This window comes from Pseudoalteromonas sp. PAST1, assembly GCF_021532515.1.
GTDB lineage: Bacteria > Pseudomonadota > Gammaproteobacteria > Enterobacterales > Alteromonadaceae > Pseudoalteromonas > Pseudoalteromonas simplex.
In genome coordinates, this window is the sequence record NZ_JAKGBH010000006.1 from 92544 (window position 1) to 108365 (window position 15822).

Genomic DNA, 15822 nt, shown 5'->3' on the forward strand with positions numbered 1-15822 from the left:
TTACTTTTAACTACTAATAAAACCAATAATATGGGCAAATTGATGTTATTCAACTAACATCACCACTTTTCCCGAGTTTTCGTTGTTATCTAAAATACGGTGAGCCTCATTCGCTTCTTGCCAATTTAAGGTTTTATAGATATTGCAATCGAAAAGCCCGTTGGCCAAGTCATCATAAAAACGCGAAATAAACTGCTCTTTTAAATCACGTTTAAATTCAATTGAACGGTTACGCAAGGTTGATGCATGAAAGGAAATACGTTTGCTTAGCAGCCTTGCAAAGTCAACCTCAGCAAAGCGCGCATCTAAAAAGGCTAACATCACAATTTGGCAATCCATTGCTGCAACGGCAGCATTTTTATTTAAATAGCTTCCAGAAACAGGATCAACAATGGTATTGGCCTGTAAATTATTGGCTTTGAAGTACTCTACAAAATCAGTGGTTTTATAATTAATGGTGTGATCTGCACCAAGCTGTTTGGCATGCTCACACTTTTCATCACTACCTGCAGTGATCACCACTTGAGCGCCTGCGCGTTTTGCCATTTGAATTGCCGCCCCACCGACACCACTAGCTCCCGCATGGATCAGTGCCGTCTGCCCCGCTTTGAGCTGACCAAATTGAAATAAGGCAGAAAAAGCCGTTAAGTATACTTCACTGATAGCAGCGCCCTCTGCCATTGTCATTTCATCTGGTAACGACATTACTTGCGCAGCATCAACGGCAACATACTCGCTGTAAGCACCGCCCGCACACAAGGCAAAAACGCGTTTATTAAGCCAATCTCCCGATACTGCACTACCTTGCTCAACAATGGTACCGGCGCATTCTAACCCTAGAATCTCACTGTCACCTTTGGACGCAGGATATTTACCTTGTCGCTGTAAACAATCTGCGCGATTAACGCCGATTGCTGCAACAGCAATAAGAACTTCGTTATCTTTTAGGGCTGGTTTATCTGTTTGCGCAAAATGTAACTGTGAGTCTTCGTGCTTAATATAACGCATATCACCTTCTATTTAATTCGTTGCCAGATCTCAGCTTCGACTAACTTACCATTTTCATACAAGGTGTGGTGCCACAAGTCACCTTCTAGTTTGTAATCAAATGCCATGGTCTTACCAAGTAGTGAAGGTACATTACCATAGGAGAAAGTTTCGATAAATTGCTGGTCTTGCAAAACATATTTGCCGCCACCAGCATAATGAAAGTTGCCTTGTTTTTGGGTGATATAGCTAAAATGACTGGGTGTAATCAGTTTAACTGAGGTTATTTCTGGCGCTTTTGCCGTCACATAGCCGTCATTGGTTGCATATTTGCCTTCAACAAATTGCCAGCTACCTAATAACGGATTGGCGCTTACCATAGACGAAATAAATAAACTCGATATTAACAGTGTGTTTTTCATAGTGCGTTCCTTAGCTTTTTAAACAGCATACGCTAACACTATGTTCCTATTAAACAGTTATAGATTGAGATTTTTTCATTTGAGCTCTCATCGAAGAAAAGCGCCAAGACTGCTTATAAGGATAAACATCAAGCAATTGCCCATCGTTTATAGCTGTTTGTAATTGCTGCCACATTGTGGCGGTGAAAATATCTTGATGCGCAACATTAAAGTGATCAAACGCCCGCTTATTGGCGCTAAAAAATACTTTAAACTGGCTCGGAAATACGTCATTTTCTGCGATATCAAAGTAACTTTCGCTACTGAGTTCATCTAATGAATCCTCGGTTTTGGGCAGCTCTCGAAATTGGCACTCTGTCATCGGGCAAATTTCATCGTAGTCGTAGAACACCACTCTTCCCCAACGAGTTACACCAAAGTTTTTCATCAGCATATCACCGGGGAAAATATTAGCCCCCGCAAGCTCTTTTATTGCTTTACCGTAATCAACCATTACTTGCTGCAGTTTTCGCTCATCACAGTCGTTGATATACAAATTAAGCGGCGTCATTTTGCGCTCAACATACACATGGCGCAAAATAAGTGCATTACCCGAAATCACTAAGCTATCGCCAATTTGCTGCTGCATTATTTGTATAAGCTCATCACTAAATCGGCTTAAATCAAACGCTAAATAACGAAATTCGTGTGTATCAACTAGCCGGCCTACTCGGTCAGCTTGTTTAACAAAGTCGTACTTAGCCATTACTTGTTGTTTGGTGGCCGTTTTTGGCGCACTAAATTTATCCTTTATTACCTTGTACACATAATCTGAGCCTGGGGTGGTAAATACCAGCATCACCATGCCCGGCGTACCCGGCGCAAGTGTGTATTTATCGTCAACGGGGCTATTACGGGTGGTATCAACTTTATAACGATAAAACTCGGTTTTCGCGTGTTTGATAAAGCCTATGGCATTAAACAGCTCAAAACGTTGCTTATGAGGCATTAAAACACTGAGGTAATCAACATATCGGGCGGGTTGGTCAGTGTCGACCATAAAATAAGTACGCGCAAAGCCAAACAACAAGCTGAGTTGATCAGCTCCCATCATCACGGCATCAATGTGAAGACCTTTTTCACTGTTTAATAGCGCAATCGCAAATGGCATGTTATCGCCATTTTTAGCAATACAGCGGCCTATGATGTAGCACGCTTTATTTCTGAAAAACAATGAATTGGCGTATTCAATATAGCCATCGTTGAGAGCAAGCAGCTCATAAACTTGTGGGCATTGTTGTTTCGCTCCAGCAATCAAGGTGCGCTGTAACATGGCTACATCATCAGCAAAGTTAGCGTATTGTGAGCGAAACACATGGCGCTTTATCAAGCTACTAATCGCACTTTCAAAGCCATTTTGCAGAGAAATGCGGCTAACCAGTGAATCAAAGGGCCTTGGCCCCAGTTGATAGCGCGCTTTTAGCACAAACAAGTGCACATTGCGGATTTTTCGTGAGTCCCAAATTGCACCGAAGGTTGAATTAAAAAAGGTATGAGCAATGGGCTGGTTTTCGTGATTTTGCACCATTTCTGCGTATATTTGTTTGGCTAATAACCAAAGCGCTGGGTCGTCTACTTCGCTATAAGCAATAATTTTTACCGCTTGGCTTACCTTTTTTACTTGCCCTTCGTAAACCTGCAGTCGCGATTTCATAGCTCCTTGAACTTGATGCCACTGGCGCTGTTCAAAACGACTTTGAGCGCCGAGAGTTATATTTAAAAACTCTGCAAACATAGCCTCAAAGCCAGCATACACCGCACGGGCAAGCTTAGTCGCTACGACCTGATTTAACTGTTCGCTGTGTGATTTAACAGCCAAATGTGAACTTTGCTGTGGCATTATTTTTATCGCTTATGCTGATTATTTTAGTCGCCTTGTTTACACACAATAGCAAGCGCGCTTTAATTTAGGTAATTAATAAAGATAATAAATAAGATTGATCAAATGAATATTAGGCACGTCGACCTCAACCTATTGGTGTATTTAAATGTCCTCATTGACGAACAAAGTGTGTCTCAAGCCGCCAATAAACTAGCTTTGACTCAACCTGCAATGAGTAATGCCCTTAAACGTTTGCGTGATTTATTTGATGATCCATTATTAGTAAGAGCCGCTGGCACAATGACGCCAACCGCAAAAGCGCTCAGCCTTAAACCTGAAATAGAATCACTGTTAAAAATGGCTGAGGAAATTACTCAGCCTAGTGAGGTATTCGACCCGAGCACCGCAAATATAACGTTTCGGATCATGGCAAACGACTACCTTGAGTCAACGCTTATTGCGCCGTTTATCACCCAGCAGCTAGCAAAGAACCCTGGGCTTAATTTTGATATTTTGAGCCCAAGTGATGTTAACCTTCAAGATATGGAAAAAGGCACCATCGACCTTGCCATTAATCGCTTTAACGGCCTGCCCCGCTCATTCCACCAAGCCAGTGTGTGGCGAGACAATTACTGCTGCTTAACACACCCAGACAACCCTTACTTACAACAACAAAACCTTGAAGGCTACCTTGCACAAGAACACATTTGGGTAAATCGGGCTGGTTGGGGCGTTGAAGCGGCCGTAACAAATAAATCAGGCAGCCAAAAACTCGGCTGGGTCGATGAGGCATTATGGCAATTAGAACAAACCCGCAATATTCGCGTATTCACCCGCCATTACATGGTGGCGAGCCTACTTTGCCAATCACCTCAACTTATTGCCACATTGCCCCGCCGCCAAGCCATGTTACTTGCAAAACACACTGATTTGGTAATAAGTCCAGTTCCATTTCAAATAGTTCCTATTGAAGTAAAAATGTTATGGAGCCCTTTGCTACATCACGCAAACCCGCATCAGTGGCTGCGTAGAGAGCTACTCGCCTTTGCCAGTACTGTGGCTGATCGCTAAAAACAAGCATAATATTGATAAAATCAATATCAGTTATTGAAAACAACAATTTCATTAATAATGAGTGAAGGGCTAGAGTGAAGTTAAGCACATAAACAAAGAGAAAATGATTATGGAAACTTCAGCGCAATTCACTCAACAGGACGGCCTTTACATCAATGGTCAATTACACTCATTCATCGAGCAGCAGCTTTGTAAAAAAAGCGATTTAGCTTGCGAAGAAATTTACCAAACACTGGCAACCATGGTTGATGAGTTTGGTTGCCAATGTCGTAAAACCAAACATCAAGATGATGATGTTTTACAAGCAGACACACTGTTAAAAGCATATAGCACAGTACGTACTCACCCGCATTGCCATGTTGATGCACAAACAACAACTGCAGTGCTCGATGAATATTGCTGCCAAGTACCAGCTATTTTAGTGGTTGCGTTAATGGATACATTAACAGGCATGACAAGCAATGAGCCGGGTGCAGAGCACATTTATCAACGTGCAGCACAGTTAACAGGTAAACCATGTGTCTACGCAGTTAAAAGCGCCAATGCCGCTTAATATGGTTCATTATTTGAGTTACTTATTCGCGCGATGATGCTTGTTGCAAAATCACTGCAACTAAGCATCGTCGCATCGGCTACTAAGTTAGCCAAATCAAACGTCATTTCATTCGCTGTAAGCGTCTGTTCTAGGGCTTTTTCTATTTTATTCGCCGCTTCGTGCCAGCCCATAAAGCGTAGCATCATAACCGCACTTAAAATACTGCTTGTTGGATTTGCACTATCTTCCCCGGCGATGCGATTAAATGTGCCATGAGTTGGTTCAAAAAAGGCCACTTCATTATTTAAGTTTGCCGCAGGCATAATACCTACCCCACCGACTTGTGCGGTTAGCATATCAGCTAAGTAATCGCCGTTTTGATTGGTTGTTACCACCACATCAAATTGCTCTGGGGTGAGCAGCGCTTGTTGAAGCATATTATCAGCAATCACTTCTTTAATGATTAAATCATCTTGTTCGTCTCGTTTGATCACCAACCAACGACCATTTTCATGCGCTTCAGCGTTAAACTCTTGCTCTGCAAGGGCAAATGCCCAGCGTTTAAAAGCGCCATCGGTAAATTTTAATACATTGCCTTTGTGCACCACAGTCAGTGATTCACTGCGCTCTTTAAGGGCAAAGTTAAGGGCGTAACGCATTAGTCGCTCTGCCGCCTCTTTCGAGCTATTTTTAATACCAATGCCACATTGGTTATCAAAACGAAGTCGGGTGACACCCATTTCTTGGCATAAGAAATCAAGCATACGTTCGTTGTCAATACTGCCAGCCTGCCATTCAATGCCCGAGTAAACGTCTTCAGAGCTGTCGCGTATTACTGTGATTTGGGTTTTTTCAGGCTCTTTTAAGGGCGATGGTAAATGCGGGTAACTGCGAATGGGCCGCATGTTAACGAATAAGTCCATCTCATGACGAAGAGCCACATTTAATGAGCGAAAGCCTCCGCCAAGGGGGGTTGTTAACGGCCCTTTTATGGCAATTTTATACTGTCTAACGGCATGCAGGGTTTCTTGCGGGAACCAGTCGCCGTCGTATAATGCTGCCGCTTTTTCGCCATTGAACACTTCCATCCAATGTATTTGTTTATCACCTTGATAAGCATGACTCACCGCAGCATCGACAATATCTCGCATCACCGGGCTAATATCTTGACCCACACCATCGCCTTCAATATAAGCAATAACCGGGTTATCAGGAATATGCCATTGGCCCTTACTATCAATCGTAATTTGCGCGCCGTTCGAGGGGACTGAAATATGTTGATACTGCATCATGCCTTCCCAGCAAAGAGTTTTAACAATATTAATATCAAGAAATAGCTAATTTGTCTGTGCTTACAAATAAATAGCCGCTATTCAAACAATCAATGGGTTACCTTGGTAAATTCATTTTCCATCGCATTAAATAATGAGCCAATTAACTGGGTATCCAAGGTTACAGTATCCTCTTTTAAGGCCGTATCGACAGCCACTGCTTTTACATACAGCATTTCACACTCAAACATATTAGCTGCACCTTTGAGCATATGCACATTTTTGCTAAACCCTTCTAAATCCATTTTTTTATATTGTTCTAGCATTTCTTTGTACTGTGTCTCTAACCCTTTTATATAATCATTTTTTAATGCCTGAAACTCTTTTTCAGGCAACTTTATATCTGCTAACTCATCGCATTCTAAATAACTGGCAATTTTATGACTAAAGGCATTTCTATCGATTGGTTTTGCAATCAAATCATTAAAGCCCTGCTTCATATAACGCGTCACTTCATGCTTCATAGTATTCGCTGTTAGCGCAATGATAGGCACGCTTACTCCGGTTGCTTGCATCATTTTTAAAGCTTCTTGGCCGTCCATAATCGGCATTTGAATATCGAGCAAAATAAGGTCAAAGCTGTCTTCGAGGGTTGCTTGTACTGCGTCTTTACCATTTTCAACGGTGGTCACTGTCAGCCCCATACGCTCTAATATTCGCGCAATTAAACGTCGGTTATCTGGGTGGTCTTCGGCAAGTAATACCCTGCCCTTTAGGTTCTCTGGCGCATCAAGCTTACTAAACGGTGAGGTTTCAACAAGTTTCACTTCGCTCATATCATTGAGCCAACGAGTGTTGTCTGTGGTGTACACCGACATAGTGAAAATAAACTCACTGCCAGAGCCGACATTACTTTTAACGCTGATATCCCCATCCAATTTCTGCGCAAGGCTCTTTGAAATATTAAGACCAAGACCTGTGCCACCATACTGCCTAGAAATACTCGAATCAGCTTGATAAAAAGCACTAAATAACAACTGCTGCTCTTTTTCAGTCATACCAATGCCAGTATCTTTTACACTAATTGACAACTTATCGTTGTGACAGCTCACAGTTAAGGTTATACGCCCCACTTGCGTGAACTTAAGGGCATTGGTTGTTAAGTTTAATAAGATTTGCCTTAATCGACTCGGATCGGTAATCAAGTAGTCTGGTAATGGGAACTGATAATCGACACTGAACTTTAAGCCCTTATCGCGAATTTGCTTGCCAATGAGCGACTCTATATTGGCAATCGTGGCAAACAAGTCCGTTTCGACTAAATCAATTTCGAGCTTGTTAGCTTCAATCTTCGACATATCGAGGATATCGTTAATTAATCCAAGAACATGACGACTATTTTGCAAAATAACCCCAATTCCATGGTTGCGCTCATGGGGCTTAATATCCCCGAGCATAATGCCATCTGCATAACCAATGATTGACGTCATTGGGGTGCGAATTTCATGACTGATATTCGCTAAGAAACGGCTTTTAGCCTCATTTGCATCGCGAAGCTCTGAGGCGAGTTCTTCAAGCTCCAACGTTCTTAAATGGACTTTTTCTTCTAGATTTTTGTTGAGCTCTACGTTGTCATCGTGAAGCAGTCTAAACTTATCGGCCACAGCAAACGCAAGCAACATAGCGTCCATAGCGGTGCCTATCAAACCCAATAAATATAAATTAATGGAGGTTGCTGGCAGCAAGCCTAAATTCGTTAAATTACCTACCATATTCGGTAGCATCATGGCTATGTAAGCAAGCACAAAATATCGCGCCGGCTTAAAGCCAATAAGCATACAGCGAATACCTATGTATAAGCCTAAACATAAAGCAACGCCCGTCACTAACGTTGACCAATAAAAACCAAAGCTTGGCCATAAAATACAAAACGGTATACCCAAGGTCGCGATCACACCCACCATCAATGATAATTGCGCCAGTTTTGGAAATGTCTCTTTGAGTTTAAGCAAGTTGTTGTAAAACAGAATATTGGTTAATGGCGTGAGCGCAAAGCCAAGCCAATGAAGGTGAGGATTATAGTAACCAAATAGCTGATCCGAAATATGGAAAAAGTGGCTCCAAGCAAACACCCAAGATGCAGTAAATAATGCATAGTAAAGATGTGTCACATCACGGGAAACCAAATAAATTAATAAGTTATATAAGCCAAGCGCAATACCCACCCCAAAGCAGAGCATCATGACCATATTTTCAACGGTTATATTCTGAAAATAATCTTGGTATGGCGTTAATACTAGCTTTGCAGGGGTATAAAAGTAGTCACTTTCAAAATAAGTAATAAGCGTATAGCGCTTGCCTTTCACAAGAGACAAACGATTACCATAGTGGAATGCAAACTGATTTGGCTCTTTACCACCCGTTACAAAGTGCTGTATGGGGGCTGTTGGATCAGTGATATCGTAAATGCGGCTTTCTATTTTTGAAACCAAGGTGTTATACGGATAGAGCACTAAATCTTCGATATCACTTTGATTTTCAATTTCAACAATTAACCAATAACTACCACCAACCGAGCTTATTCGAGATTGTGGCTTTTTGCTGGCTCGCCAAGTATCAATTTCAGCCACTGATTGCGGGAACATATTATCGTTCGCCGTAAACACATCACCGACATCATGAAGATTTTGATCAGCCACAGCATCGGTGTAGACAAACGTCTCTTGTGCATTAGCCGAAACACTTAATAACAACAAAAACAGCAGAGTACTAAAATACAGCTTAAACCGCATTCACAAAACCCCTGTACCAGTGTGGAGATGGCAACGACTAGAATTGCAGTGAAACATCAAAGCCATAGCGACGCCCTTCCCCTTTAAAGTCTTCAAGCATGCCTAGGAACGAGCTTAAATCGAACTTTAACTGACTGTATTCAGTATCAAATAAATTTTTGCCCCATAAAGTAAATGACCAATTTTCAACATCGTATTTTAGATGCGCATTAACAATGCTAAAACCGTCTTGGCGGGCATATGGGTTCATGTTCTGGTCAAAATAAAACTCAGACTGATAATCGTAAATAATGTTGGCCGATAACGGATACGACGCCAAGCTGGTGTCGTATTTTAACCCCGCTGATACATTCCATTTAGAGGTAAATGGTAGTTGGTTATCGGTAATACTATTACCAAGTGGGTCAACGTACTCTTCAAATTCAGCATGGGGGATATAGCCTACTGAAAGTAGCATGGCTAATTGCTTAGTTGCTTGGTAATTAATTTCAGTTTCAAGGCCGTAAATTGTTGAGTCAGCCACATTTTCAAGTAATTGCACTGGGGGCATTTGCGGTGTTTCTGACGCTTGGTTCATAAACACTTGTTGGTCGTTATAATCATAATAAAACGCCGCCCAGTTCATTCTAAGTTGCTTCCCAGGCCAGAACGACTTTAAGCCAATTTCATGGGCATTTAAGCGCTCTTTGCCATAGTTTGCCAAGATTGCTTGTTCTTCGGATGACAAAAAGCCGCCATTGTAGCCACCGCTTTTACTACCATTAGCAAAACGATAATAAAGATTGCTTGTATCTGAATAGCGATAATTAACGGCAAATTGCCCGGTAAAACCGTTATCCGACTGCTCATCGGTAACGCGATAAAATGGTACCAGTACCCCGTCTAAGTCGTTCACATCAACCACCGCATTTAAGGTGGCGATTGAGTCATACTCAAGTGACTCATAGTCATATCTAAGACCGGCTGTAATCATCCATTTATCTGCGACAGGCACTTCAATTTGGCTAAATACAGCCAAATTTTGCATCTTGATTTCGTTATCGTAGATAAAGGTCGCGGTTAAATTTGTCGGTAAAACACCCCGGAAATCACGCAAAATATCATTTAAATTATCTTGCTCAATTGTCTCATCGGCAAAATAAATACCACTGGTGAGTGTGTAATCAGCAAGTTCGTTTAATAACCTGAATTCTTGGCTGAATAGTTGGGTATCTAACCCTAATACCCCTTCGCACAAACGAGCTGGGGAGCCATCGCAGTTAAAAGCGTGGCTTCTTTCTAAATCGTTAAAGCTCGACAGTGAAGTAAATGTACTTTGCTCGTTTAAATGCCAATTCAGTTCAGCAATAAAACCGTAGCCATCGGATTTATGAGGTGAATCGTTATTGACGCTCACCGCAAAGAAGTCATCACTGCCATCATTAAAACCAAAGTTATCAAAACAGCGTGTTGAGCCCGCATCTGCTGGTGAACACAGCTCACCCGTTAAAGGGTTTGCGACAATACCAATACTACCAACTGGCTGGGCAATACCATCCCAATCTTCAATATGCGCTTGCAGGTAAAGATCAACCTCATCCCACTCAGACAAAAAAGACACACGGGCATTTTTCTGCTCCATGCCTGCTGTTGGCGAGTCTGCATAAGTGTTTTTTGTTGAGTATTCGTAGTCTTGATAGTTAACCGCAATTCGTAATGCACTGGAACCTGATAGTTGCTGGTTCCACATACCATCAACGCTGGTGGCATTATTGTTGGCAACGCCTAATGTCAACGAGCCATAGCTATCAAACTCAGGGCGATTTGAGCGTATAAGTATTGCACCACCGGTAGAATTACGACCAAACAAGGTACCCTGCGGGCCGCGTAAAATATCGAGCTGTTCAATATCGTACAAGTTAACAATTTGATTATTAGCAGACCCCACCGCAACGCCATCAAGATACATAGCAACAGGTGAGGTATTAGCCGTATTGTAATCAAGTAACCCCACCCCACGGATACTCACAGCGGGAGGCGTCCCTTCTGCGGCGTTTTGGGTGATTTTAACATTTGGCGCAAACAAGCCAATTTCAGTTGAATCTTTAAAATGCTGAGCTTTTAAAATTTCGCCATCCACTTGGCTTACCGCTACACTCACATCTTCAATTGCTTGCGGACGCTTTTGTGCATAAACGCTAATAACTTCCATGTCTTTTTCAGTCTCAGCTCCTTGTGCAAAAGCGCTTGCCATTACACATGCTGCCAAGCAGGTGCTCGACATCATCATAAATTTAGGATCATTCAGAAAGGGTCGCTTCATTGGCTTTTAGACCTTAAAAGAGGGAAACTTGTTAAATTGTTGTAATTTAGTGGTAAGTATAGACCAAACAATAGATTAAAGTCGCATATAAATCATGAAAATTCATGACTTATACGCATACTTATTTATAACTTTGCTCACCCTAACTTTTTTCGAATGCATGCTCTCCGCTAATTTCGCTTGGCCAACCACATATTGCCCGCGCTGTTTGCATACCGGCCATTACAGCAGCCTCAACACAGCCAGCATTAACACCGGTTTTTATCCAATCGCCAGTGATGCGCAAATTGACAAACTGACTGCCATCAGTAGCTAGGCGGTATTTACTTGTATCAACCACAGATAAGACGTAGCGCTCACTGGGATCAACATTAACGCGCCAGTATTGTTGCTCGAGAGCAGGTAAAATGCTGTGCGGATCACTGTAAAAAACCTGCCAATCAAATTTGTTATCAATATAGGCTTGAGGCCAAAGTGGCCGCATATCTGCACTAAACAAATTATGCATATTTGATTTTACTTCGGCTTTCATTTGCTCTGGGAATTGATGAGCACTGGCAGGTGGATAGTTTTCGCAGCTAAATGCACTGCAAAAATAGGCAATGTTCACGGGCGCATTTTCACTTGGCCAATCTTCTTTATCGAGCAAGTTGCCCATTGCCGCCCAGGTATCAAACGGCTCAACAAAGCCACTTAAAATAGGTCCTTCATGAGCGGCATTGGTTTGCGTAAAGCCAAGTTGTTGGTCGGTTTTATTCAACCATACCTGGCAAGCCTGAGTCGCTACACTTTGTACTTTTGTAGCTTGTTGAGAGAGCGCGTAATCTACAGCTAAAAGTTCAGGGGCCACGTGTTCAAGTGAGGCAACCGATACACCTAAAATAAGTGTGTCAAAATCAATACCATGGCGAAGCGTCACTGTTGGCAATGGGGTACCAAAGTGCTCTTGATACACCTCGGGCCAATTACTCCAAAATGACTCTAAATTGATTTGATATTCTTGTAATAAGTGCGCTTGTTCAGAGCTGATTTGCTCATACAGAGGCTCACTTGGCCAGCATGGTAGCTGCTTAACATCGATGAGCGGATCATAGTCTTGGCCAACTAAACTCACCTGTTGGCAAAGCTCAATTTTACTTACCAGCTGTTCACCTTGGTCAGTTTGCCCTGCAGCTAAGTTAGTTAACTGATGGAAAAACTTAAACTTAACGCCGCGCTGCTTTAAAAGTTCATAAATTGGCCCAAAAATGACATCGCCCATCCCAGCTTGCATTTTCCACATCACGCCGCCTTTATAGCAAAGCCCTATACGTAACATGGCAAGGGCGGCAACGCCTGCTTCAACATTGGGTTTATTAAAGTCACCTTTAGGGTATGCGAACACCAAATCATAAAAGCCACGCACTGGCGCGGAATCGACACTGTAAGTTTTGTTAGCACCATTTTTTTCGAGCCACTGACGAAAGTCGAAGCAATTAATGACACCAAAACCGTCGCGATATACTTTGTCTTTAATCAATCCGGTGAGCATTGCAATCGCAAGATCGGCACAAATATAAAGTCTGCGCAGCTCTGGGTTGTCATCGAGTAAATCAATAACTTGGTCTTTAAACCAACGTTTTAACTTTCTGACGATATACCAAATCACCAGTCGATCGGCCTGTTTATCTGTATGGGTGGCCTGCTTTTCGGTGAACTGCAGCAAATGAGTTATCAATGTTCGTGGGTTCGAGGCAATTTCAGTTGCGCCTGCTTCAATATCATCGATGAATTTCTTTGCGCCATTTAAATGGGTATCAATGTCTGCTTTGATTTCTTGATACATGTGTTTGAGTAACGATTGATCCCGTGACTTTTTAGTCACTAAAGTGGTTTTAGCGTCTTGCTGCTGACAAACATGTTCAATACCTTCGGTCCATTTTTTTAGCCATGCTAATGTCATGGTGACAAAGTCCCACACTGTTATATCTAGGCTGCCATCAGCGGGGTTCCCTTCAACGGTAGGAAAATCTATCGGCCAAGTTTGCCATTCGTTATCAATAAACTCTTGTAAAGCAATAAAACTGTGTGGTTTAAATGCCTGCTGCCAAGTAGCCAATGAACAACTAGCAGGTCGATTGAGTGCGTTATACACCCCTTCTAAGGTGCGAAAGCTATTTACGTAGGCACCAGACCAAACATGTAAACCATGCTCTTCGATTCGCTGTCCAAAATGGGCGTTTCGGCCACTCGCCCCTTTACCACCTAGGCGCCACCCCTGTTGATAAATGGTAATCTCGCGTTGGCTTTGCCAATTAGCTTGCTCGGTTAAATACACTGCCGCGGTCATCGCTGCAACACCGCCACCGACAATGGTAATTTTTTCTTTTTCCATGGTTACCCCTGTACCGGTAACAGTTGTGTTGCGCCAAGCTGGTCAAAGTCCATATTGACGTAAAAGGGTAAATGAACCGCTTGTTTGCCAAGTGCAATGCCAAACATGTCATTCAGAGGAAAGCTCGCAAGGGCTTTTACATCCAAACTAAAATCATTGTGTAAAAGTTTTAATTGGTGAATTTTTTTGATTAAAGATGGTGAGTGAACCACGCTTTGATAAACGGCTTTATCTCCTTGACCATCGGGAAATTGTTTAAACAAAATCTGATCCATCTGCGGATGTATAAACCCGCTTAACAATTGTTTAAGAAGTGATAAATCAATGCCTTGAATTTGCGCATCAAATAAATCTGTCACGTGTTTAGAAAAATGCGATAAGTTATCGAGTAGGTTTTCCTTCGTGCTTGCCTGCGTTTGCTCAATGGTTAATAGATCATGCATCGCTAATTTAGAGTCTGGGTTAAACACATCAAAACATTCTAAAGAAATGCTAAAGGCGCCCGCATCACTCACAGTCGCAGGCATTTGATATTCACAGAGGTATTTATTATAACCCCAGGCTTCTCGGCCATTAATTAAAGCATAAATGTTATTGACGCTAATAAATGCCGGATACCAATATAAATGACTAATGTCACCACCTTGCATTTTTGCGACTGGGAGCCAAATAATAATATCGGTTTCTTGCATCCAGCCATGATCTGAAAAAGGTGGCGTTAACGAAGAGATTTTTTCGATATCAGTGAAGGTAAGTAAACACGTGCTCCCTAACACATTAAACGAGGTTGATTCGGTTGCTAGTAAATTTAAAGTTGCATCAACATACTGCTGCATTTTTTGCTCACACCCTGCAACAAAAAATCCGTACATTTGCGCATTGATCATTCGACAAGGTGGTTTAGCAACCGGGTTAGATAAGAAATGGCTGTAATTTGCTTGGTCCGTCATAGTTATTACTTATATTATTGTTTAGTAATGACTATAGACTAGTTTTTAATGGTTGGTGGTAACTTCTAGATGACAACTTTCTTTTAACAGTTGTTCTGTAAATTGCTGATAGCCAAACTGATTAAAATTTTCAGATAACGGATTCATAAAACCATGACCAAAGTCGGCTATTTCACAGCTCACCTTTGCTTTGCTTTTTAATGAAGCAACCACAGGCTTAATATCAAAATGCTCTTCACTGTGAGGAAAAATAAATCGACAAGGGACGTTAGCCTCAAGCTCAAGATGATATCTGACTTGGGATGGATAAAAGGCAATAATTTTTTTAATGAATGAATTTTTTAACTCTGCTTGAGCTCGCCAAACGGCAGCAGCGCCTGCACTAAATGCAATAATCGTGGTTGGCTGACGAATAGCAGCCATTTTTAAATGTACTTTTTCAAAATAACTATCATGGCCGCATTGTGTTAAGAAATGCTGGTATTGAAACTGCTCATTTATAGGGAGCTGAATTTCTCCTTGGTAAGGGTCGCAAAGACTCACCTTACCGCGAAGCTGCTGGGCAAGCAGCGATAAATGCGCTGTTTTACCAAATATATCTGACACCAAAAGGTAATTCATATGCATACTTCTTATTGTTATTTTGTGCCTAATCACAATACGCCCGTTTCTATAAAACATCCAGAAATTATTTTTGATGTTTAAAAAATAAACCTTGCGCTTAGTTAATTCTTACAGTACTCTACTTGTCTGGTTTTTAGAAACCACGCGGTTAACCCCTTACCTTGATCCAGTAATTCCCGCATATTCGTATAAATACTTGCAACTCGTTTGCTAAATGACATTTTGATGAATTTTCAAATCATCACCAAACTGTCACAAACTTAGTCAACACTGTTAGCAAGACAACAAATGTCGGTCTGTATTTTTTAAATGCCTATTAAAGCTCTACAGACACAGACAAAAGAAAGAGTGAGTTTTATTATGTCATATAAATACAACGGATCTTTGATCCAGATCGCACACCCAGTGCAATCAATCTCGGTAAATAAACAGCGTGTAATTTTTAGTGACACGCAAGGCTTAAAAAACGCCATCTTCCAAAAGGCCAGTGATGCACGCCAATTTGTGAAGTGGCTAAAAGCCAACTAAACCCTACCGATAAACGCCAGCCAATACGCTGGCGTTTTAGTTTTTCATCACCAGCCTGCATATAGCTAAATTCCTGCTACACTTATATTTTAAGCCCACAAA

12 protein-coding genes are annotated in these 15822 nt (G+C 41.7%); 2 read left to right on the forward strand and 10 right to left on the reverse strand.

The genetic code is table 11. From position 1 onward, the window contains the following. Nucleotides 1-45: 45 nt before the first annotated feature. From L1272_RS04455 to aceK, 3 genes are read right to left on the reverse strand one after another with little or no spacing between them, the layout of a single operon-like run. Nucleotides 46-1008, reverse strand: coding sequence for a zinc-binding dehydrogenase (locus L1272_RS04455; RefSeq protein WP_199529912.1), 963 nt, complete (start codon nt 1006-1008; stop codon nt 46-48). Between the two features lie 8 nt (nt 1009-1016). Continuing rightward, nucleotides 1017-1409: a hypothetical protein gene (locus tag L1272_RS04460; RefSeq protein WP_199529911.1), complete on the reverse strand. Its 393-nt coding sequence runs from the start codon at nt 1407-1409 to the stop codon at nt 1017-1019. 49 nt (nt 1410-1458) lie between these two features. Further along, nucleotides 1459-3288 carry a bifunctional isocitrate dehydrogenase kinase/phosphatase gene (aceK, locus tag L1272_RS04465; protein ID WP_166340695.1) on the reverse strand — a complete coding sequence of 610 codons (1830 nt, stop codon included), beginning with the start codon at nt 3286-3288 and terminating at the stop codon, nt 1459-1461. 105 nt (nt 3289-3393) lie between these two features. Between aceK and L1272_RS04470 the strand changes: the two genes are divergently transcribed. Both L1272_RS04470 and L1272_RS04475 read left to right on the forward strand, forming a co-directional pair. After that, nucleotides 3394-4341: a LysR family transcriptional regulator gene (locus tag L1272_RS04470; RefSeq protein ID WP_199529910.1), complete on the forward strand. Its 948-nt coding sequence runs from the start codon at nt 3394-3396 to the stop codon at nt 4339-4341. 112 nt (nt 4342-4453) lie between these two features. After that, nucleotides 4454-4897 (forward strand): hypothetical protein, encoded by a 444-nt coding sequence (locus L1272_RS04475; protein ID WP_138602318.1) that lies wholly within the window; start codon nt 4454-4456, stop codon nt 4895-4897. On the opposite strand, the gene icd is transcribed toward L1272_RS04475, so the two are convergent. The 7 genes from icd to L1272_RS04510 all read right to left on the reverse strand — a co-directional run bounded on the left by icd (nt 4894) and on the right by L1272_RS04510 (nt 15781). Beyond that, nucleotides 4894-6168, reverse strand: a complete 1275-nt coding sequence (gene icd / locus L1272_RS04480) for an NADP-dependent isocitrate dehydrogenase (protein WP_199529931.1) — start codon at nt 6166-6168, stop codon at nt 4894-4896. The genes L1272_RS04475 and icd overlap by 4 nt on opposite strands. Before the next feature lie 92 nt (nt 6169-6260). Then, nucleotides 6261-8942 (reverse strand): 7TM diverse intracellular signaling domain-containing protein, encoded by a 2682-nt coding sequence (locus L1272_RS04485; protein ID WP_199529909.1) that lies wholly within the window; start codon nt 8940-8942, stop codon nt 6261-6263. Between the two features lie 37 nt (nt 8943-8979). Then, nucleotides 8980-11244, reverse strand: a complete 2265-nt coding sequence (locus tag L1272_RS04490) for a TonB-dependent receptor (RefSeq protein ID WP_187490333.1) — start codon at nt 11242-11244, stop codon at nt 8980-8982. A gap of 142 nt (nt 11245-11386) precedes the next feature. Next, on the reverse strand, nt 11387-13618 hold the full coding sequence (locus L1272_RS04495; RefSeq protein ID WP_235372847.1) for an NAD(P)-binding protein: 2232 nt from the start codon (nt 13616-13618) through the stop codon (nt 11387-11389). A 2-nt stretch (nt 13619-13620) separates the two neighbouring features. Beyond that, a complete protein-coding gene (locus L1272_RS04500) occupies nt 13621-14568 on the reverse strand; it encodes an acetoacetate decarboxylase (RefSeq protein ID WP_199529906.1) in 948 nt (315 codons plus the stop codon). Between the two features lie 45 nt (nt 14569-14613). Continuing rightward, nucleotides 14614-15189, reverse strand: coding sequence for a dienelactone hydrolase family protein (locus tag L1272_RS04505; protein WP_166340690.1), 576 nt, complete (start codon nt 15187-15189; stop codon nt 14614-14616). Between the two features lie 445 nt (nt 15190-15634). Next, the gene (locus tag L1272_RS04510; RefSeq protein ID WP_171043800.1) at nt 15635-15781 is read right to left on the reverse strand and encodes a hypothetical protein; all 147 of its coding nucleotides are present in this window, start codon (nt 15779-15781) and stop codon (nt 15635-15637) included. Nucleotides 15782-15822 lie beyond the last annotated feature (41 nt).

Excerpts from the sequence above, each read along its gene's own strand:
- L1272_RS04455 (WP_199529912.1), bottom strand. The coding sequence starts at position 1,008 with ATGCGTTATATTAAGCACGAAGACTCACAGTTACATTTTGCGCAAACA.
- L1272_RS04460 (WP_199529911.1), bottom strand. The coding sequence starts at position 1,409 with ATGAAAAACACACTGTTAATATCGAGTTTATTTATTTCGTCTATGGTA.
- aceK (WP_166340695.1), bottom strand. The coding sequence starts at position 3,288 with ATGCCACAGCAAAGTTCACATTTGGCTGTTAAATCACACAGCGAACAG.
- L1272_RS04470 (WP_199529910.1), top strand. The coding sequence starts at position 3,394 with ATGAATATTAGGCACGTCGACCTCAACCTATTGGTGTATTTAAATGTC.
- L1272_RS04475 (WP_138602318.1), top strand. The coding sequence starts at position 4,454 with ATGGAAACTTCAGCGCAATTCACTCAACAGGACGGCCTTTACATCAAT.
- icd (WP_199529931.1), bottom strand. The coding sequence starts at position 6,168 with ATGCAGTATCAACATATTTCAGTCCCCTCGAACGGCGCGCAAATTACG.
- L1272_RS04485 (WP_199529909.1), bottom strand. The coding sequence starts at position 8,942 with ATGCGGTTTAAGCTGTATTTTAGTACTCTGCTGTTTTTGTTGTTATTA.
- L1272_RS04490 (WP_187490333.1), bottom strand. The coding sequence starts at position 11,244 with ATGAAGCGACCCTTTCTGAATGATCCTAAATTTATGATGATGTCGAGC.
- L1272_RS04495 (WP_235372847.1), bottom strand. The coding sequence starts at position 13,618 with ATGGAAAAAGAAAAAATTACCATTGTCGGTGGCGGTGTTGCAGCGATG.
- L1272_RS04500 (WP_199529906.1), bottom strand. The coding sequence starts at position 14,568 with ATGACGGACCAAGCAAATTACAGCCATTTCTTATCTAACCCGGTTGCT.
- L1272_RS04505 (WP_166340690.1), bottom strand. The coding sequence starts at position 15,189 with ATGAATTACCTTTTGGTGTCAGATATATTTGGTAAAACAGCGCATTTA.
- L1272_RS04510 (WP_171043800.1), bottom strand. The coding sequence starts at position 15,781 with ATGCAGGCTGGTGATGAAAAACTAAAACGCCAGCGTATTGGCTGGCGT.